The sequence below is a fragment of the Bacillus sp. FSL E2-8887 genome, from assembly GCF_038007205.1.
GTDB lineage: Bacteria > Bacillota > Bacilli > Bacillales > Bacillaceae_G > Bacillus_A > Bacillus_A mycoides.
This window is the reverse complement of record NZ_JBBOWS010000001.1, coordinates 3,798,277-3,818,168: the sequence shown is the minus strand read 5'-3', so window position 1 is coordinate 3,818,168 and position 19,892 is coordinate 3,798,277. Positions and strand designations below refer to the sequence as shown.

Sequence of the window (19,892 nt, the reverse complement as noted above, 5' to 3'; positions counted from 1 at the left end):
AATGGCAAGAGAATATGATTTAGTCATCGTTGGCGGCGGTACTGGTGGATATGTTGCTGCTATTCGTGCATCACAACTAGGGTTAAAAACTGCACTTGTTGAAAAAGAAAATCTTGGTGGTACTTGTTTACACAAAGGATGTATTCCTAGTAAAGCTCTTTTACGTAGTGCGGAAGTATACGCAACTGCTAAAAAAGGAGAAGAGTTCGGAGTTATTGCAAGTAATGTAGAACTAAACTTTGCTAAAGTACAAGAGCGTAAAGAGAAGATTGTAACGCAGCTTCATAAAGGCGTTCAGCATTTAATGAAACAAGGTAAAATTGATGTGTTTGAAGGTATTGGCCGTATTCTTGGCCCATCTATTTTCTCTCCAATGCCAGGTACAATTTCAGTTGAACTTGCAAGTGGAGAAGAGAATGAAATGTTAATTCCAAAAAATGTGCTTGTTGCAACAGGTTCTCGTCCAAATTCATTACCAGGATTAGAGTTAGACGGAGAGTATGTAATGTCTTCGGATCATGCCCTAAAAATGGAAACGCTTCCTAGCTCAATCATTATCGTTGGTGGCGGTGTAATTGGTATTGAGTGGGCATCTATGCTTGCTGACTTCGGTGTAGAAGTTACTGTATTAGAATATGCGAAAAACATATTACCACTAGAAGATAATGACGTTTCAAAAGAAATGCAACGTCTATTCAAGAAAAAAGGTATTAAAGTGGTAACTGGTGCAAAAGTATTACCAGAAACATTGGTAAAAGATAATGGAGTAACAATTCAAGCTGAACATAACGGTGAGAACAAAGCATTTAAAGCAGAAAAAATGCTTGTATCTGTCGGAAGACAAGCGAATACGCAAAATATGGGCTTAGAGAACACAGATATTGTTGTGGAAAAAGGATACATTCAAACAAATGAGTTTTATCAAACGAAGGAATCTCATATTTACGCAATTGGAGATGTAATCGGTGGCTTGCAACTTGCTCACGTTGCTTCTCATGAAGGAATTGTTGCAGTAGAACATATCGCTGGTAAAGAAGTTACACCAATTGATTATTCTATGGTATCAAAATGCGTATATAGTAGTCCAGAAGTTGCTTCTGTCGGCTTAACAGAACAAGAAGCAAAAGAAAAAGGCTATAAGTTAAAAGTCGGTAAGTTCTCATTCCGTGCAATCGGAAAGGCACTTGTATACGGAGAATCAGACGGTTTTGTAAAACTTGTAGTTGATGAAGAAACAAATGACATTCTCGGTGTTCATATGATCGGACCACATGTAACAGATATGATTTCTGAAGCTGGTCTTGCAAGAGTACTTGATGCAACACCTTGGGAAGTAGCACATACAATTCATCCGCATCCATCATTATCTGAGGCGATTGGTGAAGCTGCACTTGCTGTAGATGGAAGAGCGTTACACGCATAAAAATGTGGATTTAGGAGGTTATGAAAAATGGCAGAAGTAAAAGAAAAGCGCCATGAAGAGCTTGGCTTAAGTGATGAGCAAGTATTAGAAATGTTCCGTACGATGTTACTTGCACGTAAAATTGACGAACGTATGTGGTTATTAAACCGTGCAGGTAAAATTCCATTCGTAATTTCTTGTCAAGGACAAGAGGCTGCACAAGTTGGAGCGGCATTCGCTCTTGATAGAGAGAAAGATTATGCATTACCATACTACCGTGATATGGGTGTTGTACTAGCGTTTGGTATGACAGCTAAAGAGCTTATGTTGTCTGCTTTCGCAAAAGCTGGAGATCCAAACTCTGGTGGTCGTCAAATGCCTGGTCACTTCGGTCAAAAGAAAAATCGTATTGTTACAGGATCATCACCAGTAACAACGCAAGTACCACATGCAGTTGGTATTGCACTAGCTGGAAAAATGGAGAAGAAAGATTTAGTAACGTTCGTTACATTCGGAGAAGGCTCTTCAAACCAAGGTGACTTCCATGAAGGAGCAAACTTTGCTGGTGTACACAAACTACCTGTTATTTTCATGTGTGAAAATAACAAATATGCAATCTCTATTCCAGTTGAAAAACAATTAGCATGTAAAAACGTATCAGATCGTGCAATTGGTTACGGCATGCCTGGATATACAATAGACGGAAACGATCCGCTTGCAGTATATAAAGCTGTAAAAGAAGCAGCAGACCGCGGTCGTCGTGGTGAAGGTCCGACTTTAATTGAAGCAGTATCATATCGTTTGACAGCACATTCTAGTGACGACGATGATCGTGTTTATCGTGATAAAGAAGAGGTAGAAGAAGCGAAGAAAAAAGATTCAATTATAACATTTGCAGCTTATTTAAAAGAAGTTGGTGTGTTAACTGAGGAATTTGAAAAACAAATGCTAGACGAAATTATGCATATCGTAAATGAAGCAACAGAATATGCAGAAAATGCTCCGTATGCAGCACCTGAAGATGCATTGAAGCACGTATACGCAGAATAGGGGGGAACGTTTCATGGCTGTAATGTCTTATATTGATGCTATTACATTAGCAATGCGCGAAGAAATGGAACGCGATGAGAAAGTATTCGTTTTAGGAGAAGATGTTGGTAAAAAAGGTGGCGTGTTTAAAGCGACACACGGTTTGTATGATCAATTTGGTGAAGATCGTGCGCTTGATGCACCGCTTGCAGAATCTGCAATTGCTGGGGTAGCAATTGGTGCGGCAATGTATGGTATGCGTCCAATCGCTGAAATGCAGTTTGCTGATTTCATCATGCCAGCAGTAAACCAAATTGTTTCTGAGGCAGCAAAAATTCGTTATCGTTCTAACAACGATTGGACTTGTCCAGTTACAATTCGTGCGCCATTCGGCGGGGGTGTTCACGGTGCATTGTATCATTCACAATCTGTAGAAGCGATGTTTGCAAACCAACCAGGTTTAAAAATTGTTATCCCTTCTACACCATATGATGCAAAAGGCTTATTAAAAGCTGCAATTCGTGATGAAGATCCAGTATTATTCTTTGAGCATAAGCGTGCATATCGCTTAATTAAAGGTGAAGTGCCAGAAGATGACTATGTATTACCAATCGGAAAAGCAGATGTAAAACGCGAAGGTGATGATATTACTGTTATCACTTACGGATTATGTGTTCACTTTGCTCTTCAAGCAGCTGAGAAGTTAGCACAAGATGGAATCTCTGCACACATTCTTGATTTAAGAACGGTATATCCGTTAGATAAAGAAGCGATTATTGAAGCGGCTTCTAAAACAGGTAAAGTTCTTCTTGTAACAGAAGACAATAAAGAAGGAAGTATTATAAGTGAAGTGGCAGCAATTATTGCTGAAAACTGTCTGTTTGATTTAGATGCGCCAATCGCACGTCTTGCAGGTCCAGATGTTCCAGCAATGCCATATGCACCAACAATGGAAAAATTCTTTATGGTAAATCCAGATAAAGTTGAAAAAGCAATGCGTGAACTTGCGGAATTTTAATCGGGGGGACTATACATGGCTGTAGAAAATATCACAATGCCTCAGCTCGGGGAGAGCGTTACAGAGGGTACAATTAGTAAATGGCTCGTTAATGTTGGCGATCACGTAAACAAGTATGATCCGCTTGCAGAAGTAATGACTGATAAAGTAAATGCTGAAGTGCCATCTTCTTTCACTGGTATTGTGAAAGAATTAATCGCTGGTGAAGGTGAGACGTTAGCTGTAGGTGAAGTAGTTTGTGTTATTCAAGTAGAAGGCGCAGATGAAGTAGCAGCGACAGCTGTTGAGGAAAAAACAAAAGAAGAACCAAAGGCAGAAGTAGCTACGCCTGAAAAAGCACCGAAAGCAAAACAACCAATTGATGGAAAACCACGTTTTTCACCAGCTGTTTTAAAACTTGCAGGTGAGCATAATGTTGATTTAGATTTAGTAGAAGGTACGGGAGCAAATGGCCGTATCACTCGTAAAGATATTTTAAAGCTAGTGGAATCTGGAAATATTCCGCAAGCAGGTGCCAAGAAAGAGGAAGTTGTTGCAGTAGCAGAGCGTCCAGAGGCACCAAAATCAGCGGCAGTAGCACCGGTAGCGCAAAAAGTAGAAGCTGCAAAACCAGTTTCTGTGCCGACAATGCCTGGAGATATCGAGATTCCGGTAACAGGTGTGCGTAAAGCAATTGCAGCAAATATGTTACGCAGTAAACATGAGGCACCTCATGCTTGGATGATGATTGAAGTAGATGTGACAAACCTTGTATCATATCGTAACTCAATTAAAGGCGATTTCAAAAAGCGTGAAGGCTTTAACTTAACGTTCTTTGCTTTCTTCGTAAAAGCAGTAGCACAAGCGTTAAAAGAGTATCCTCAAATCAATTCAATGTGGGCTGGCGATAAGATCGTTCAGAAGAAAGATATTAACCTTTCTATCGCTGTTGCAACAGAGGATGAACTATTTGTACCAGTAATTAAACACGCGGACGAGAAGACGATTAAAGGTATCGCTCGTGAAATTACAGAGCTTGCAGGAAAAGTACGTACGAAATCGTTAAAAGCGGACGAAATGCAAGGCGGAACATTTACAATTAATAACACAGGATCATTCGGTTCTGTTCAATCTATGGGTATTATTAATTATCCACAAGCGGCTATTTTACAAGTTGAATCAATTGTAAAACGCCCAGTAATTATGGATAACGGTATGTTCGGTGCTCGCGACATGGTTAACTTATGTTTATCACTTGACCACCGTGTACTAGATGGCCTAATTTGTGGTAAGTTCTTAGGACGTGTAAAAGAAATTCTAGAAAATACGTCAGAAAATAATACATCTGTATATTAATAAAAAGCTCGCTTATGCGAGCTTTTTATCATCTTATTTCTTCATTTGCATCCTACTATATGTACAACACTTTTCCCGGCAATCTTACAATGAACGAGTATGTATTAGAAATTTACGAAAATACATTGCTGATATATGGTATATAGATATAAAATAAGAAAAGAATAATTTTTTTGGCAAATCTTACTGACGAAACTGTAGTATAATATATTGTATTGTATGAAAAAGAGAGTTATTCTATATAAGTGTTTTATAGATAATGTGTAATCAGTCGTCAAAACATGAAGAATGTTGACTCCTGGTTTTTTATTTTGCTGTAACAATGTTTCAGGAGGATGTCATGAAAAGAAGTACCGAGTTTCTAAAAAGTTTAGATGTAAAATTAATTTTAATTTTGTGTGCATTTTGTGTTATAAGTATAACTGCTATATATAGCAGTCAGCAAACCGGACAGTATGGAGATGCAAACTTTGCTATGAAGCAGGGAGTTAACTACATAATTGGGGTTGTATTGTTACTTCTTGTTGCTAGCATCGACTTAGATCAGTTGCAAAAATTGTCTTGGCCGCTTTATATTGCTGGGTTTGCTTCACTTATTCTTTTGAAAGTATTACCACCATCAGGTTTCACACCTGAAAAGTTAGGGGCAAAAAGGTGGTTCGTTTTTCCAGTACTTGGACAAATTCAGCCATCCGAGTTTTTCAAAATCGCATTGCTTCTTGTAGTAGCAAGTATAGCAGTGAAACATAATGCACAGTATATGGTAAGGACATTCCAAACGGATTTACAATTAGTAGGTAAAATTATGCTAGTATCCCTCCCGCCTATGGCCGTTGTATATAGCCAACCGGATACAGGTATGGTGTTCTTATATGCAGCAGCTATCGCATGTATTTTATTTATGTCAGGAATTCAGAAGAAATTGATAGCGTTATGTACAGTTATTCCAGTCACCATATTATCGGCGTTAATATTTATTTACGTAAGGTATGAGGATTTCTTCTTTAATAAGTTAGTTACGTTACTAAAACCTCACCAACAATCACGTATTTTAGGTTGGTTAGATCCATTTGAACATACAGATCAAGGTTATCAAACACAGCAATCGATTTTAGCTGTAGGTAGTGGCGGTATGGAAGGAAAAGGATTTGGTGAAGGGAACGTCTATATCCCTGAGAAGCATACTGACTTTATTTTCGCTACAATTGCCGAAGAAGGTGGATTTATCGTAGCAGCGTTAGTTGTATTCTTGTTCCTATTACTACTATATCGAACAATTATTATCGGTTATTCTGCTGATAATTTATTCGGTACATTATTATGTGCTGGATCAATCGGAATATTAACGGTTCAAATATTCCAAAACATCGGTATGATCGTTGGATTAATGCCTGTAAAAGGGATTGCATTACCTTTCTTATCATATGGGGGAAGTTCCTTATTCTCAAATATGATTATGATGGGTCTTATATTATCGGTACGGAAAACGTATAAAAAGTATATGTTTTCTGTTAAGTAAAAAAGCTGGTTCGTGTAAAAACGAACCAGCTTTTTTACATATATGCTCTTAAACGTTGCAAACTAAAACAAAGTAGCAGTTTGAGACGGGTAAGGAGTGCAAAGTGATGCATATGCATATTTTTGAAGGGGCACGGCATCTTTCTAATAGTGAATGGGTTATTCGGGCTATCATAGCATACATATTTTTAATATTAGTTGCGAAAGCGATGGGGCAAAGGTCCATCGCGCAACTTCGTTTTTTAGATGTTGTATTAGTATTATTGCTTGGTGGGAATATTTCTAATGCATTATCTGATGAAAAAGTGGGGTTACTCGGCTCGATGATTACAACGTTCATACTTGTTGTACTTCACATTATAAGCTCAGTCTTAATGTTGAAATGGGATAGATGGAGACGCTTTTTAGAGCCAGCACCTATTATTCTTATACACAATGGTTCCATTGATTTTAGCAATTTGAAAAAAGCGAGAATTACGGTGGAATATTTATTTTCGGAACTTCGTATGCGAAATGTGAGCGATATTCAAACGATTAAATTAGCATTGTGGGAAGCGAATGGTGTTGTTTCTATATTTCGGTATCCAGAATATGAAGCAGTTTCGCGGCTTGATCTGAAAGTGGCGGGAAGAAGATCTCCAGTTTCTTTTGTATTAGTAAAGGATGGGAGGATTCAGCAAGATGTTCTAGCTTTAGTAGGAAAAACAGAAGAGTGGGCGAGAGAATTTCTAGAGAAGAGTGCAGAAGTCGAATCCATTATGTTAGCTACAGTAGATGAAGCTCATAAAATAAATATTTTGTTAAAAAAATGAAAAATATACGCATTTTGTCGTTTCATACATATGATACAATAGTGTGGACAACGAAAAAGGAGGGATACGATGGGATATGTAGAGGAGTTACGAAAAGTAATTGGTCATCGCCCTTTAATTTTAGTTGGTGCTGTTGTACTCGTTATAAATGAAAATGGGGATGTTTTATTGCAGCAAAGAACAGAGCCTTACGGAAAATGGGGATTGCCTGGCGGATTAATGGAGCTTGGCGAATCACCAGAAGAAACAGCTTGCCGTGAAGTATATGAAGAGACAGGAATAGAAGTGAAGAACTTGCGATTAATTAATGTATTTTCGGGAGCGAATTATTTTACAAAACTAGCAAATGGTGATGAATTTCAATCCGTGACGACAGCCTATTATACGGATGAATATGAAGGGGAGTTTGTTATGAATAAAGAAGAAGCGGTTCAGCTTACATTCTTCCCACTAACAGAATTACCTGACTATATTGTAGGATCACATAAAAAAATGATTGGTGAATATATAAAAATTATGGGAAATAAGATATGATATAATGAAAGAAATACAAAAACACAGTTCTGGTCGGTAGTCCAGACGCATGATTTCATGTCAGTACCTTCCCCTCCGGGATGTCCAGTATTTCTAATTTTTTTAAAGGAGGGGCTGTCAATGGATTTGACAGTATATCACGATGGTCAATTTTTCGTAGGAATTATTACGCATAAAGAAAAAGGAAAATTGTATGGAGCAAGGTATATTTTTGGAATGGAACCTTCAGATGAAGAAGTACTTATATTTGTGAATGGTCCAATGTTAGCATATTTCCAGCATGTTGCAAAATGTGGTGTGGAAGTGGAAGAAAAACAGCGCCCCAAAAATATAAAACGTATCATACGACAAGCGGCAAAAGAAGTAAATGTAAAGCGTTTTACTAAGGCACAAGAAGCGATTAGTTTATCTTATGAATTGTATAAACAAGAAAAGAAAGTGCAGTCTAAAGAGAAGCGAGAAGCTGAAAAACAAAGAAGACGTTTAATTAAAGTACAAAAAGCAAAGCAAAAGCATCGTGGCCATTAAAAAAAAGGTGTTAGAGCAAGGGCTCTAACACCTTTTCTATGCCTAAATACAAGTAAACTTACTTGTATTTCATAAACATTAACTGGTAAGATACAAATAGATAGTTTTAGAGGAGGGAAAAGATTGATTAATTTTAACTTTTTTATGAATGATGTTGTCCGCCAAGCGCGTGAAGAGATTGTCTCTGCTGGATATACAGAATTGACGACGCCGGAAGCAGTAGAAGAAGCGTTTAAAAGAAATGGAACAACACTTGTAATGGTAAACTCTGTATGTGGTTGTGCAGGTGGTATTGCTCGTCCTGCTGCTGCGCATTCCGTACATTATGATAAACGTCCTAACCATCTTGTAACGGTGTTTGCAGGTCAAGATAAAGAAGCAACAGCAACAGCTCGTGAATATTTCGAAGGATATCCACCTTCTTCTCCATCATTCGCTTTATTAAAAGATGGAAAAATTGTAACGATGGTAGAACGTCATGAAATTGAAGGTCATGAACCAATGCAAGTTATTGCAAAACTACAATCTTATTTCGAAGAGAATTGTGAAGAACTATAAATATAAGCGAAAAGGCGGTACGTCCACAATGAAGTGGATGTACCGCCTTTTTTATTTAGTTTTCAAAATAATTAAACATGCAGGAAGTTGTTATTTTATGCATGTTTTCATGCATTAACAACAGCTTTAATGCTGTTTTTTTATTTATTTTTATTTTAAATATTGCATAAAAATGAAAGTGCTGATACAATACAAACATCGAATAAATATTCTATTAAACTTTTAAATATACATTATTAGGGGGAAGAAAGATGAAGAAGTTGTTATCAATATCGTTTGCACTTATTTTAATTGTAAGTATATTCAGTGCTTGTAGTAATGGGGAAGAAAAGGCTACTGGAAAAAATAAAAAAGTACTCGTTATGGGGACTTCAGCAGACTATAAACCGTATGAATACGTGGAAGCTTCAAAAAGTGATGAAATTATCGGCTTTGATGTTGATATTGCCAAATATATCGGAAAAGAACTTGGATACGAAGTGAAAGTGAAAGACATGGATTTCGGCGGATTATTAGCATCTCTTAATTCAGGAAAAGTTGATTTCGTTATGGCGGGTATGACGCCAACTGCAGAGCGTAAAAATAATGCTGATTTCACAGATATATATTTTGTTGCAAAAAATATGATCGTTTCAAAAAAGGGCTCCAATATTAAATCGTTAGAAGATTTAAAAGGGAAAAAAGTAGGAGTACAAACAGGATCAATTCAAGAAGAAAAGGCAAAAGAATTTCAGAAACAAGTCGATTTCAAAGCTGAGGGACGTGACCGTATACCAGAAATCGTACAAGAAATTAAAGCTGGTCGTTTTGACGCTGCAATTATAGAAGACACAGTTGCAAAAAATTATTTAGAAAAAATGAAAGAACTACAAGGAATTGAAATTCAAGAAGCACCAGAAGAAGTAGGTGCAGCAATTGCTCTTCCGAAAAATAGTGATAAAACAGCAGAATTTAATAAAGTAATTAAGAAAATGCAAGAAAATGGAGAAATGGATAAATTAGTGAAGAAATGGTTTGGCAGCGGAAAATAAGCTGCCTTTCACTTTTCTGTGAGGGGAATGAAAAGGATGAATCTAGATTTTTCGGCAATTACGCCTTCAATACCATATATATTAAAGGGATTAGAAGTTACATTGAAAATTGTAGCTACATCAGCTGTGGTAGGATTTATTTTAGGAACGTTATTAGCACTTTGCAAAATTGCTAGAATACGAGTATTAAATATTGCAGCAGATATTTATACGTCAATATTTCGTGGCACACCGCTAGTATTACAATTAATGATTATTTATTTCGGTGTTCCGCAAATGATGGGTTATGAGATACCAGCTTTTTTAGCAGCTGTACTTGCATTTAGCTTAAATTCAGGTGCATATATGTCAGAAGTAATTCGTGCCGGCATTCAAGCAGTCGATAAAGGACAAACAGAAGCAGCAATGGCTTTAGGTATTCCGTACAGTAAAATGATGAGAAATATTATTTTTCCTCAAGCTTTAAAAAATATATTACCAGCACTTGTGAATGAGTTTGCGACACTTACGAAAGAGTCGGCTGTAGTAACCGTAATAGGAGCGACTGATTTAATGCGCCGTGCTTATATTGTAGGTGGTGAAACATTTAAATATCTTGAGCCATTACTTTTTGTTGGACTTATTTATTATATATTAGTAATTATTCTTACATTAGTCGGGAAAGCCATTGAAGGGAGAATGAAGAAAAGTGATTAAAATTGACAACCTTCATAAATCATTTGGGAAAAATGAAGTATTAAAAGGAATTACAACAACGATTGAGAAAGGAGAGGTTGTTGCAATTATTGGACCGTCTGGATCTGGAAAGTCAACGTTTTTACGCTGTATGAATGTATTGGAAGCGCCGACAGATGGTCACATTTGGATTGGAACGGAAGAAGTAACGAATCCGAAAACAAATATTATGCACGTTCGTGAAAATGTCGGAATGGTATTTCAACATTTTCACTTATTCCCTCATATGACTGTATTAGAAAATATTACGTATGCTCCTATCAATGTAAAAGAAGTAACGAAGCAAGAAGCTGAAAAAAAAGCTGAGAAACTTCTAGAAAAAGTGGGGTTATTAGATAAGAAAGATGCATATCCAAACCGTCTTTCAGGAGGACAAAAGCAACGTGTAGCAATTGCAAGAGCGTTAGCGATGGAACCGGAAGTTATGTTATTTGATGAACCTACCTCTGCGCTAGATCCAGAAATGGTGAAAGAAGTGTTAGAAGTTATGAAATCATTAGTTACGACAGGAATGACGATGGCAATCGTTACACATGAAATGGGATTTGCAAAAGAAGTAGCAGACCGTGTTCTCTTTTTAGATGGTGGAAAGCTCGTAGAAGATAGTAATCCGGAAGAGTTTTTTACAGCACCAAAAAGTGACCGTGCAAAAGAATTTTTGCAAAAGATATTGTAATATGTGAAGGGTACGTGAATAATAGGTAGAAAAGGATGACATTGCGTCATCCTTTTTTTATACTATTTTTAAATACATTTATACATATAGGAGTAATGATATGTTTAAAATTGGATATAGAACAGTGAAAACAGCGCTTGGAACGGGAGCGGCAGTTTTTATTGCTCAGTTATTAGGATTAGAATTTTATAGTTCAGCTGGTATTTTAGTCATTTTATGTGTGCAAAATACGAAACGAAAATCCGTTCAAGTATCGTTGCACCGTTTTTTAGCTTGTGTATTATCGATGGTATTTGCGTTTTGTATTTTTGAAACGATTGGTTATACACCACTTGCGATTAGCGTATTACTGCTTACCTTTATTCCAACTGCAGTTATGTGCAAAATTCAAGAAGGGATTGTTACGAGTTCGGTTATCGTTATGCATCTGTATTCATTAAAGCAAATTACATGGTCTATAGTTGGTAATGAAATTGCTATATTAACGATTGGAATTAGTGTCGCTTTATTAGTAAACATGTACATGCCAAGCAGTGAGAATAAACTGAAAGAGTATCAAGGAAAAATAGAAGAGCATTTCAGAACGATTTTGTTTGAAATGGTCGTTTATTTACGGAATCGAGATAGTAATTGGAGTGGGGCCGAATTAATTGAAACAGAAATGATGCTGAAAGAAGCGAAAGATTTATCATTTAAAAAACTTGAGAATGAATTTATGCGTGAAGATGACTATTATTATCGGTATTTTGATATGCGTATGCAACAATTTGAAATTTTGGAGCGCATGATACCATTAGCTGCATCACTATCTTGGACGTATGAACAAGCTGATATGATTGCAGACGTAATTGAAAATATAGGGAATTCTATTCGACCTGAAAGTACAGGGGTCATTTCGTTAAGACAACTTCAAGAAATGCGAGAAGTATTTAGAGAAATGCCTTTACCAGTCTCGCGAGAAGAATTTGAAATACGTGCAAAACTTGTTCAACTTGTTTATGAGATGGAGCAATATTTACTCATTAAAAGTCGTTTTAAGGGAAAGGATAATATAAAAGAACTTATTTAGAAGGTAGGAACTATATATGCCGTATCTTCTTTCTTTATTATTATGTCTTTCTCTATCACCGATCTGGCCTCTTGGTGATAACCCACGTGCTGGAGATCCTTTTATAATTGTAAATAAAGCAACGAATAAACTAGCTTACATCGATGATGGGAAGATCCAAAAGGTTTTTCCAGTAGCGACAGGGAAAACAAATGAATTAACCCCAGAAGGAACCTTTGACATTGTATTGAAGGCGAAGGATCCCTATTATATTGCGAAGGATATTCCTGGGGGCTCTCCCAAAAATCCACTTGGATCGAGATGGATGGGATTTAATGCAAGAGGCACGGATGGAAGTAAGTATGGGATACACGGGACAAACCAACCTAGTTCAATTGGAAAATATATTTCGCAAGGATGTATAAGAATGAAGAAACATGATGTGGAATATTTGTTTGATCGTATTCCAATTGGAACGAAAGTATCGATTGTGAAATCGAAAAAAACATTTCAGCAATTGGCGAAGGAAAAAGGGGCCATAGTATTTGGAAAAGTCAACGAAACGGTTGGCTTTTTCTTTTATTATAAGTTGTCTTGACATGTGTACATAACCATGCGTTAATGAGAATATATAAAGATAATTGAGTAAAGGGGTTGCTCATATGTATTTAAATCCAAAAATTTCTTACATGCAGTTTTGTGTTGGTTTTCTATTTGTTATTACATTCATATTGGCAACTTTTAATATATGTTCTTACGTTGTAGCGATCGTATTTATGGCATTACTCAATCTTACTTTTGTTATTGGGGCATTTCAGCAGAAACAATATACAAGTTTTGTAATAGCACTTGTAATGGCCTTTTCCTTTAGCATTGTAGCAATTGTAATATATATAAAATAAAATGTTCATTACAAGATAGACTATCTCGATTTCGAGATGGTCTATTTTGTATGTGTAAGCAGTAAAAAAAGGACGAGTGAATCGTCCTTTTTACCAAAACATACTTGCGCCAGTAAGTAATGTTGTTACAAGCATAGAAATTAGCATTATATAAACCATAATTTTTTGAGCTTTTTTATGCATCGTTAAACCTCCTTGCAAATCAGTACAATTTCATTGTAACGAGAAATGAAATTGTGGACAAGGGGAGAGAAAGGACAAAATTCGGGAAGGGGGTGCAAAATATTACAGGAAATTTGAGCATACGTAGAGAATATGTTAAAAGATAGATTATTAATTTTTTGTTATGCAAGCTGAAGAATGGAGATACAATGATGAAAATATACGAGACAGATCGTTTACATTTAAGAGAAATTGATGAGTCGTATGCGGAAAAAGTTCTTCAATATTACGACAAAAATCGTGAATTTTTAAAAGCGTGGGAAGAGTATAGACCAGAGGGGTTTTTCACGTTAGATTATCAAAAGAAAAAGTTACAAAAGGATAGAAAAGAGTTCGCGGAAGGCAAGATTATCAGGCTTTGGATTTTTAAAAAGGGTGATGATACAAAAATTATTGGATGTATTTCATTTAATCTAATTGTTCGCGGAATTTATCAATCTTGTGTACTCGGTTATAAATTAGATAAGGAAGAATTGAATAAAGGTTACACAACAGAAGCGCTTAGAAAAGCAATTCAAGTTACCTTTGAAGAATTTCATTTACATCGTATAGAAGCACCAATTATGCCACGAAATTTAGCATCTATACAAGTAGTGACGAAGATAGGATTTCAATATGAAGGTGTATCTCGAAAAATGCTAATGGTAAATGGCATCTGGGAAGATCATATGCGCTGGGTATTGTTAAACGAGTAATAGAAGGCAGATGGGTATCTAGATGTGTTAACCATCTGTTTTTTGTCTTGTATTTCGAAACTTTTGCGAAATTCTGTTATAATTAATGTTGTTACATACATAATGGTAGTGCAGGAGGCGCAGTCTTATGATTAATCAAGAACGTTTAGTAAATGAATTTATGGAGTTAGTACAAGTAGATTCTGAAACAAAATTTGAAGCAGAAATTTGCAAAGTGTTAACAGAGAAATTTACTGCTTTAGGTGTAGAAGTATTTGAGGATGACACGATGGGTGTGACTGGCCATGGTGCAGGTAACTTAATTTGTACTTTACCAGCAACAAAAGACGGTGTTGATACAATTTATTTCACTTCTCATATGGATACAGTAGTTCCTGGTAATGGAATTAAGCCTTCTATTAAAGATGGATATATCGTATCAGATGGTACTACAATTTTAGGAGCCGATGACAAAGCTGGATTAGCATCTATGTTTGAAGCAATTCGTGTCTTAAAAGAGAAAAACATTCCTCATGGTAAAATTGAATTTATTATTACAGTTGGAGAAGAATCTGGTCTTATTGGCGCAAAAGCGTTAGATCGCGAGCGCATTACAGCAAAATATGGTTATGCATTAGATAGTGATGGAAAAGTTGGTGAAATTGTAGTTGCAGCGCCAACACAAGCGAAAGTGAATGCGATTATTCGCGGGAAAACAGCTCATGCTGGCGTAGCACCAGAAAAAGGTGTATCTGCAATTACTATCGCAGCAAAAGCAATCGCAAAGATGCCACTTGGTCGTATCGATTCTGAAACAACTGCAAATATTGGACGTTTTGAAGGTGGTACACAAACAAATATCGTTTGCGATCATGTTCAAATCTTTGCAGAAGCTCGTTCTTTAATAAATGAAAAAATGGAAGCACAAGTTGCAAAAATGAAAGAAGCATTTGAAACAACTGCAAAAGAAATGGGTGGTCATGCAGACGTTGAAGTAAACGTTATGTATCCAGGATTTAAGTTTGCTGCTGGCGATCACGTTGTAGAAGTTGCGAAACGTGCAGCTGAAAACATTGGTCGTACGCCTTCTCTTCACCAAAGTGGTGGCGGAAGTGATGCGAACGTAATCGCAGGACATGGTATCCCAACAGTTAACTTAGCAGTTGGTTATGAAGAAATTCATACAACAAATGAAAAAATTCCTGTTGAAGAATTAGCGAAAACAGCAGAATTAGTTGTAGCTATTATCGAAGAAGTAGCGAAGTAAGTAATAAAGTCAAAAAGACGTGTGAACCAATTATGGTTTACACGTCTTTTTTTATTTTGATTCAATTGCTTTCACAAGGCGGATAAGCCAATATAGGAAAATCCATGGCAGTATATAGGTTGTTACGATACTTAGTAAGCGTGGAAGGAGCCCTGCTACGTTTATATCAAAAATAGGAAGTAATAAATAATTAATTAAGAGGACTAATATAATAATGAGAAATGTATAGTTGAGTTTACTATTTGATTTCACAATAGATCACCCCTTTTACAATAATATCCATATTTAATATAAAGTATAGCAAAAATAAGGATAAAAAAAGAATAAGGATAAAAAGAATAAGTAATTATTATATTGTACATGAATTTGATATAATGAAAGAACAAATGTTCTTTAGAAGGGGTGAGTATAATGCGAGAAATGTATCCGAAAAATGGACGTGTTATTTTACATGTAGATATGAATTGTTTTTTCGCATCTGTTGAAATTGCTCATGACCCATCATTACAAGGAAAGCCATTAGCGATTGCGGGGAATGAAAAAGAGAGAAAAGGGATTATCATAACATGTAGTTATGAGGCGAGAGAATATGGAATACGTACGACGATGCCTCTATGGGAAGCGAAGCGATTATGCCCGCAATTAGTTGTGAGGCACCCTAATTTTACATTATATCGAGAAGCTTCATTTCAAATGTTTCAAATTCTTTCCCGTTTTACAGAACAAATACAACCGTTTTCTATAGATGAAGGGTATTTAGATATTACAGATTGCTATGCGCTCGGTTCGCCTCTTGAAATAGCGAAGATGATTCAACAAGTGTTACTAACAGAGTTACAGCTTCCATGTAGCATTGGGATCGCCCCAAACCTTTTCCTAGCAAAGACTGCTTCAGATATGAAAAAACCTCTTGGAATTACAGTACTTCGAAAACGTGATATCCCAGAAATTATTTGGCCACGATCAGTTGCAGAGATGCATGGAATCGGAGAGAAAACAGCTGAAAAACTAAAAGACATTCATATACATACAATTGAACAGTTAGCAAAAGGAGACGAGCATATCATTCGCGCTAAAATTGGAAAGCACGGTGTTGATTTACAAAAACGTGCAAAAGGTATGGATGACAGGGAAGTTGATCCGAATCAAATGGGACAACATAAAAGCGTTGGAAATTCGATGACTTTCTCAAAGGATATGGACGAAGAAAAAGAATTACTTGATATGTTAGAAAGATTATCGAAATCAGTAAGCAAAAGGCTACAAAAACGAACTCTCGTTAGTTATAACATTCAAATTATGATTAAATACCATGATCGTCGCACGGTAACACGGAGTAAACAATTGAAAAATGCAATATGGGAAGAACGGGTTATTTTCCAAGCAGCATCACGTTTATGGAAGCAACACTGGGATGGTGATTCTGTTCGTCTGTTAGGTGTTACAGCTACTGAATTAGAATGGAAGACAGAATCAGTGAAACAGTTAGATTTGTTTTCATTCGAAGAAGATGCGAAAGAAGAGCCGTTACTTGCTGTTATTGATCAAATTAATGAAAAGTATGGAACACCTCTTTTACAGAGAGGTAGTCAATTATTGCGTAAGCAAGAAAAGTCGTTTCAGCAAAAATTAGAAAATAAATTTATGTAGAAGGTGGCATGAAGCAGTAAATATCATGCCACCTTTCATATTTAACTCGCTTCCAAATCTAATGAAGTCTTCCAACCTGCGGCAGTAACGCCAGATTCTAATAACATTCTACTTACTATTTTCTCAATTAAGACGGTTGTATTTGTATTGCAATGTAATGTAGCTCGTATAGATAGTTTTTGGTTAGAATCAACGTCTTCACTATACAATTCCTTTAAACCGATACCTTCTGAACTTACCATGTGCATAAGAGAATCTTAAAAGTGTTTTTATACTTTTTTGCCTTAAAGGATTTGCTAAAATCTAAAATGCCAATAGAACCTCTTTCGGGGCTCTATTGGCATTTGTAGATTGATAACGTATATTTTTCATATTTGCACCACAGTAGGAATATTTTCTTTGTTTAATAGTAAGAGCTAGGTTATATATTACAAACAATCTAATCGAAAAGGTGATTTCATCTCATTCCAGAAATCAACAATCGAATTAGGCCTTTAATTGTTAGGTAAATCTAATATGTATTTTATTTTCTTACCATCTTTTTCTCCTAGATATACTAATTTCGCAGGTGTATTAAGTGCAACACCCCAGCTTTCTCTCATTTTCATTGTTACAATGCCTTTATGATTTTGTAAACTCTCCCATGAAACTATTGTTTTCCTTGTACTCTCATTAAACATTCCATTCGTCTTGTTAACACCTTTTAAAGGTGCTAATATATGCAAATCTGTAAAAATTGTTTGTTCCGTTTGCGTGTTATTTGTTGCCTCAATATCAAAAACATAATGAACTTCTTTATTTCCGTTATCATCAATTACTTGTTTCTTCTTGAAAGAATTAATGCTAAATTTAAATATATCTGTATTAAATGATTGACCTAGATTAATATTCTCTGATTTCACAATATAAGATTCATTTAAATTATTTACTACCTGATATCTCCAACATGCCCCTAATATAAAAAATGTACAAATAATCATAAAAACATATCGTTTTTTATTCATATCTTTCTCCCTCTACATCTCTGAAGATAGTGATACTTTACCATTTTCAACTAGGAATATTCTGTCTGCAATTAAATTTAATGTTTCACTATCATGACTCGCAACTAATATAGTTGTACCTGTAGACTTTAAATCTAATAAGATTTTAGTTATATCCCTAATTCCATTTTCATCTAAAGCGTTTGTAGGCTCATCTAAAATTAATAACTTAGGATCTTCCATAATTGCTTGTGCTATACCCAATCTTTGTTTCATTCCAAGTGAATATTTTTTTACTTTTCTTTTATCTTCTGGATTTAATCCTACGAGCTCCATTGTTTCACTAATTGTTTTATCCGTTATTTTATTTTGAATAGAAGCTAATAGTTTTAAGTTTTTAAATCCTGTATAGTCTGGAATGAATCCTGGATATTCAATGATAATGCCTGTATTTTCAGGAAACGGATGATCAATACCAATTATTTTTTTATCTATTAATATTTCACCACTATCTATTTTCATCAATCCTAATAAAGCTCTAAAAAGCATTGTTTTACCTGAACCATTTCTCCCTTTAAAACCATAAATCTTTCCCTTTTCTAATTCAAAATTAACATCATTTAAAATAATATTACCTTTTAGCATTTTAGAAACGTGCTTGGCCTCAATGTATATCATCAGAATCATCCTTTCTATTAACAAATTCAAATGTTTTCCCTACCCAATAACCACTTATCCATAGAAAAAAAGTGCACAAAAGAAAATAGGAAATAGAATATAGAAAATGTTCATTATTAACGTAAAATAAACTCTTACGGATTAACATACTATCGAATGGATTACATATAACCGGTATAAATATAGTTATGGTAATAATCACTATAATCAATATATATGAAATAACACTTTTGAATTTAGTAGACACAATTAAATAAACCCAAACTAATAAGGAAGATGTTATTAGTTGTAAAGTAAAGCTTTTTATAACAAAAATGGTTTCTTTTAAATGATTATAAATTTTAGGATTAATATTTTCTGTATATATCCCCCAGTTAAATTGATAAGAACAAAAAATACCTCCCCAGAAGAACACGGCAATATAAAATAATAAAGTTATACAAATAGTTAGTATACCTGTACTAATAAATTTGCTAAACAATACTTGATACCTAGACACTTTCCTTGCTAAAAGATACGGTGTCTGTTGTATAAAATCAGCTCTTACATAAGTACCTAATATAAAACAATAAGATAATTGTAATATAAGCCATGTTACTGGAAGCTGGAATCGCCCCATTTCAACTTCTTTAAAAGATATCCCTTTTAGTAATTCATATAAAACATCAAGAATTGTTATAGCATTTGAAGGCAGTTCTCTATACAGGGCTGATTGCTTTAATAAAAATACCTCTCCCAAAACCAACACACTATAAATAATAAATGATATTATAAATCTTAATTTCATAATATGAATGCTTAATATTAAATCCCTTTTTACCAATTTATAAAAAATACTATTTTTCATGGTAATTAATCACTTCCGTTATATAAGTCCATCCGATGTAAACAAATATTCAATATAGCAAATGAAATACTAATAATCCCTAACATAAAACCCAATTTCATCAAGATTATATCTATTAGAAACCAATCTTTTTCTTGAAAAATCAAACCTTTTGACCAAAATAAAGAGAAATTATATTTTTTTTCTAACAACTGATCTATCGTAATAAGGAAGTAAATAGTAAAAATACAAATAGCTTTATTTTTAATGAAAAAAACTAGTATTTGTGCAAAAATGCATATTGCTACAGTTACTAGCCATAACGATACTATAAAATATGTAATTACTAACCAATTTGAAGATGGGAGCAACCAAATCACTATTTTTTCTTTCACAATAAAAAAATTAATTCCTACAATTAACAGATAGATACTTGAATAGATGATTGTTAGACTTACAATTTTTA

The 19,892-nt window shown here is 35.1% G+C and carries 23 protein-coding genes and 1 pseudogene; 18 read left to right on the top strand and 6 right to left on the bottom strand.

Going from position 1 to position 19,892, the window contains the following annotated elements; translation table 11 throughout:
* Position 1: 1 nt before the first annotated feature.
* The 15 genes from lpdA (at position 2) to NSQ08_RS19410 (ending at position 13,126) form a co-directional block, all read left to right on the top strand.
* Entirely contained in the window at positions 2–1,423 is a 1,422-nt protein-coding gene (gene lpdA / locus NSQ08_RS19480) for a dihydrolipoyl dehydrogenase (RefSeq protein ID WP_002033960.1), read from the top strand.
* Between the two features lie 27 nt (positions 1,424–1,450).
* The gene (bfmBAA, locus tag NSQ08_RS19475) at positions 1,451–2,452 is read left to right on the top strand and encodes a 3-methyl-2-oxobutanoate dehydrogenase subunit alpha (RefSeq protein ID WP_002033961.1); all 1,002 of its coding nucleotides are present in this window, start codon (positions 1,451–1,453) and stop codon (positions 2,450–2,452) included.
* 13 nt (positions 2,453–2,465) lie between these two features.
* Positions 2,466–3,449: a 3-methyl-2-oxobutanoate dehydrogenase subunit beta gene (gene bfmBAB, locus NSQ08_RS19470; RefSeq protein WP_000290070.1), complete on the top strand. Its 984-nt coding sequence runs from the start codon at positions 2,466–2,468 to the stop codon at positions 3,447–3,449.
* A 15-nt stretch (positions 3,450–3,464) separates the two neighbouring features.
* Entirely contained in the window at positions 3,465–4,784 is a 1,320-nt protein-coding gene (locus tag NSQ08_RS19465; protein WP_340778098.1) for a dihydrolipoamide acetyltransferase family protein, read from the top strand.
* A 340-nt stretch (positions 4,785–5,124) separates the two neighbouring features.
* A complete protein-coding gene (locus NSQ08_RS19460; protein ID WP_340778096.1) occupies positions 5,125–6,303 on the top strand; it encodes an FtsW/RodA/SpoVE family cell cycle protein in 1,179 nt (392 codons plus the stop codon).
* A gap of 106 nt (positions 6,304–6,409) precedes the next feature.
* Positions 6,410–7,114 carry a DUF421 domain-containing protein gene (locus tag NSQ08_RS19455; protein ID WP_061674762.1) on the top strand — a complete coding sequence of 235 codons (705 nt, stop codon included), beginning with the start codon at positions 6,410–6,412 and terminating at the stop codon, positions 7,112–7,114.
* A gap of 69 nt (positions 7,115–7,183) precedes the next feature.
* A complete protein-coding gene (locus tag NSQ08_RS19450) occupies positions 7,184–7,648 on the top strand; it encodes an NUDIX hydrolase (RefSeq protein ID WP_340778090.1) in 465 nt (154 codons plus the stop codon).
* Between the two features lie 120 nt (positions 7,649–7,768).
* Complete coding sequence (locus tag NSQ08_RS19445; protein WP_073516449.1) at positions 7,769–8,176, top strand: YjdF family protein; 408 nt, start codon at positions 7,769–7,771, stop codon at positions 8,174–8,176.
* A gap of 144 nt (positions 8,177–8,320) precedes the next feature.
* A complete protein-coding gene (locus NSQ08_RS19440) occupies positions 8,321–8,734 on the top strand; it encodes a BrxA/BrxB family bacilliredoxin (RefSeq protein ID WP_002008492.1) in 414 nt (137 codons plus the stop codon).
* Positions 8,735–8,985: 251 nt separating this feature from the next.
* A complete protein-coding gene (locus NSQ08_RS19435) occupies positions 8,986–9,765 on the top strand; it encodes a transporter substrate-binding domain-containing protein (RefSeq protein ID WP_340778083.1) in 780 nt (259 codons plus the stop codon).
* 36 nt (positions 9,766–9,801) lie between these two features.
* A complete protein-coding gene (locus NSQ08_RS19430) occupies positions 9,802–10,461 on the top strand; it encodes an amino acid ABC transporter permease (RefSeq protein ID WP_016100640.1) in 660 nt (219 codons plus the stop codon).
* Positions 10,454–11,176, top strand: coding sequence for an amino acid ABC transporter ATP-binding protein (locus tag NSQ08_RS19425; protein ID WP_002088545.1), 723 nt, complete (start codon positions 10,454–10,456; stop codon positions 11,174–11,176). Before NSQ08_RS19430 ends, NSQ08_RS19425 begins: the two co-directional genes overlap by 8 nt.
* Positions 11,177–11,276: 100 nt before the next feature.
* Positions 11,277–12,245 (top strand): aromatic acid exporter family protein, encoded by a 969-nt coding sequence (locus NSQ08_RS19420; RefSeq protein ID WP_002033971.1) that lies wholly within the window; start codon positions 11,277–11,279, stop codon positions 12,243–12,245.
* 16 nt (positions 12,246–12,261) lie between these two features.
* A complete protein-coding gene (locus NSQ08_RS19415) occupies positions 12,262–12,822 on the top strand; it encodes a L,D-transpeptidase (protein WP_002015103.1) in 561 nt (186 codons plus the stop codon).
* Between the two features lie 64 nt (positions 12,823–12,886).
* Positions 12,887–13,126, top strand: coding sequence for a DUF3894 domain-containing protein (locus NSQ08_RS19410; protein ID WP_002088543.1), 240 nt, complete (start codon positions 12,887–12,889; stop codon positions 13,124–13,126).
* Positions 13,127–13,216: 90 nt separating this feature from the next.
* Here the strand turns inward: NSQ08_RS19410 and prli42 are convergent, their stop codons facing one another.
* Positions 13,217–13,309, bottom strand: coding sequence for a stressosome-associated protein Prli42 (gene prli42, locus NSQ08_RS19405; RefSeq protein WP_000549036.1), 93 nt, complete (start codon positions 13,307–13,309; stop codon positions 13,217–13,219).
* A gap of 188 nt (positions 13,310–13,497) precedes the next feature.
* Between prli42 and NSQ08_RS19400 the strand changes: the two genes are divergently transcribed.
* Together NSQ08_RS19400 and NSQ08_RS19395 are read left to right on the top strand one after the other, a co-directional pair.
* Positions 13,498–14,043, top strand: coding sequence for a GNAT family N-acetyltransferase (locus NSQ08_RS19400; protein WP_002015105.1), 546 nt, complete (start codon positions 13,498–13,500; stop codon positions 14,041–14,043).
* A 127-nt stretch (positions 14,044–14,170) separates the two neighbouring features.
* A complete protein-coding gene (locus tag NSQ08_RS19395; RefSeq protein WP_002015107.1) occupies positions 14,171–15,289 on the top strand; it encodes a tripeptidase T in 1,119 nt (372 codons plus the stop codon).
* A gap of 51 nt (positions 15,290–15,340) precedes the next feature.
* On the opposite strand, the gene NSQ08_RS19390 is transcribed toward NSQ08_RS19395, so the two are convergent.
* Entirely contained in the window at positions 15,341–15,541 is a 201-nt protein-coding gene (locus NSQ08_RS19390; protein WP_002138267.1) for a hypothetical protein, read from the bottom strand.
* A 159-nt stretch (positions 15,542–15,700) separates the two neighbouring features.
* On the opposite strand from NSQ08_RS19390, the gene NSQ08_RS19385 reads away from it, so the two are divergent.
* Positions 15,701–16,939, top strand: coding sequence for a DNA polymerase IV (locus NSQ08_RS19385; RefSeq protein WP_340778068.1), 1,239 nt, complete (start codon positions 15,701–15,703; stop codon positions 16,937–16,939).
* Positions 16,940–16,980: 41 nt separating this feature from the next.
* Here NSQ08_RS19385 and NSQ08_RS19380 read toward each other — a convergent pair.
* The 4 genes and pseudogenes from NSQ08_RS19380 to NSQ08_RS19365 form a co-directional block, all read right to left on the bottom strand.
* Positions 16,981–17,190 (bottom strand): annotated as a pseudogene (locus NSQ08_RS19380) (MgtC/SapB family protein); the annotation flags it as partial.
* 243 nt (positions 17,191–17,433) lie between these two features.
* Complete coding sequence (locus NSQ08_RS19375) at positions 17,434–17,943, bottom strand: hypothetical protein (protein ID WP_061689286.1); 510 nt, start codon at positions 17,941–17,943, stop codon at positions 17,434–17,436.
* Positions 17,944–17,955: 12 nt separating this feature from the next.
* Entirely contained in the window at positions 17,956–18,600 is a 645-nt protein-coding gene (locus NSQ08_RS19370; protein WP_002143084.1) for an ATP-binding cassette domain-containing protein, read from the bottom strand.
* A complete protein-coding gene (locus NSQ08_RS19365; RefSeq protein WP_002192555.1) occupies positions 18,587–19,447 on the bottom strand; it encodes a hypothetical protein in 861 nt (286 codons plus the stop codon). Before NSQ08_RS19365 ends, NSQ08_RS19370 begins: the two co-directional genes overlap by 14 nt.
* Between the last annotated feature and the right edge of the window lie 445 nt (positions 19,448–19,892).

Excerpts from the sequence above, each read along its gene's own strand:
- lpdA (WP_002033960.1), top strand. The coding sequence starts at position 2 with ATGGCAAGAGAATATGATTTAGTCATCGTTGGCGGCGGTACTGGTGGA.
- bfmBAA (WP_002033961.1), top strand. The coding sequence starts at position 1,451 with ATGGCAGAAGTAAAAGAAAAGCGCCATGAAGAGCTTGGCTTAAGTGAT.
- bfmBAB (WP_000290070.1), top strand. The coding sequence starts at position 2,466 with ATGGCTGTAATGTCTTATATTGATGCTATTACATTAGCAATGCGCGAA.
- NSQ08_RS19465 (WP_340778098.1), top strand. The coding sequence starts at position 3,465 with ATGGCTGTAGAAAATATCACAATGCCTCAGCTCGGGGAGAGCGTTACA.
- NSQ08_RS19460 (WP_340778096.1), top strand. The coding sequence starts at position 5,125 with ATGAAAAGAAGTACCGAGTTTCTAAAAAGTTTAGATGTAAAATTAATT.
- NSQ08_RS19455 (WP_061674762.1), top strand. The coding sequence starts at position 6,410 with ATGCATATGCATATTTTTGAAGGGGCACGGCATCTTTCTAATAGTGAA.
- NSQ08_RS19450 (WP_340778090.1), top strand. The coding sequence starts at position 7,184 with ATGGGATATGTAGAGGAGTTACGAAAAGTAATTGGTCATCGCCCTTTA.
- NSQ08_RS19445 (WP_073516449.1), top strand. The coding sequence starts at position 7,769 with ATGGATTTGACAGTATATCACGATGGTCAATTTTTCGTAGGAATTATT.
- NSQ08_RS19440 (WP_002008492.1), top strand. The coding sequence starts at position 8,321 with ATGAATGATGTTGTCCGCCAAGCGCGTGAAGAGATTGTCTCTGCTGGA.
- NSQ08_RS19435 (WP_340778083.1), top strand. The coding sequence starts at position 8,986 with ATGAAGAAGTTGTTATCAATATCGTTTGCACTTATTTTAATTGTAAGT.
- NSQ08_RS19430 (WP_016100640.1), top strand. The coding sequence starts at position 9,802 with ATGAATCTAGATTTTTCGGCAATTACGCCTTCAATACCATATATATTA.
- NSQ08_RS19420 (WP_002033971.1), top strand. The coding sequence starts at position 11,277 with ATGTTTAAAATTGGATATAGAACAGTGAAAACAGCGCTTGGAACGGGA.
- NSQ08_RS19415 (WP_002015103.1), top strand. The coding sequence starts at position 12,262 with ATGCCGTATCTTCTTTCTTTATTATTATGTCTTTCTCTATCACCGATC.
- NSQ08_RS19410 (WP_002088543.1), top strand. The coding sequence starts at position 12,887 with ATGTATTTAAATCCAAAAATTTCTTACATGCAGTTTTGTGTTGGTTTT.
- prli42 (WP_000549036.1), bottom strand. The coding sequence starts at position 13,309 with ATGCATAAAAAAGCTCAAAAAATTATGGTTTATATAATGCTAATTTCT.
- NSQ08_RS19400 (WP_002015105.1), top strand. The coding sequence starts at position 13,498 with ATGATGAAAATATACGAGACAGATCGTTTACATTTAAGAGAAATTGAT.
- NSQ08_RS19395 (WP_002015107.1), top strand. The coding sequence starts at position 14,171 with ATGATTAATCAAGAACGTTTAGTAAATGAATTTATGGAGTTAGTACAA.
- NSQ08_RS19385 (WP_340778068.1), top strand. The coding sequence starts at position 15,701 with ATGCGAGAAATGTATCCGAAAAATGGACGTGTTATTTTACATGTAGAT.
- NSQ08_RS19375 (WP_061689286.1), bottom strand. The coding sequence starts at position 17,943 with ATGAATAAAAAACGATATGTTTTTATGATTATTTGTACATTTTTTATA.
- NSQ08_RS19370 (WP_002143084.1), bottom strand. The coding sequence starts at position 18,600 with ATGATATACATTGAGGCCAAGCACGTTTCTAAAATGCTAAAAGGTAAT.
- NSQ08_RS19365 (WP_002192555.1), bottom strand. The coding sequence starts at position 19,447 with ATGAAAAATAGTATTTTTTATAAATTGGTAAAAAGGGATTTAATATTA.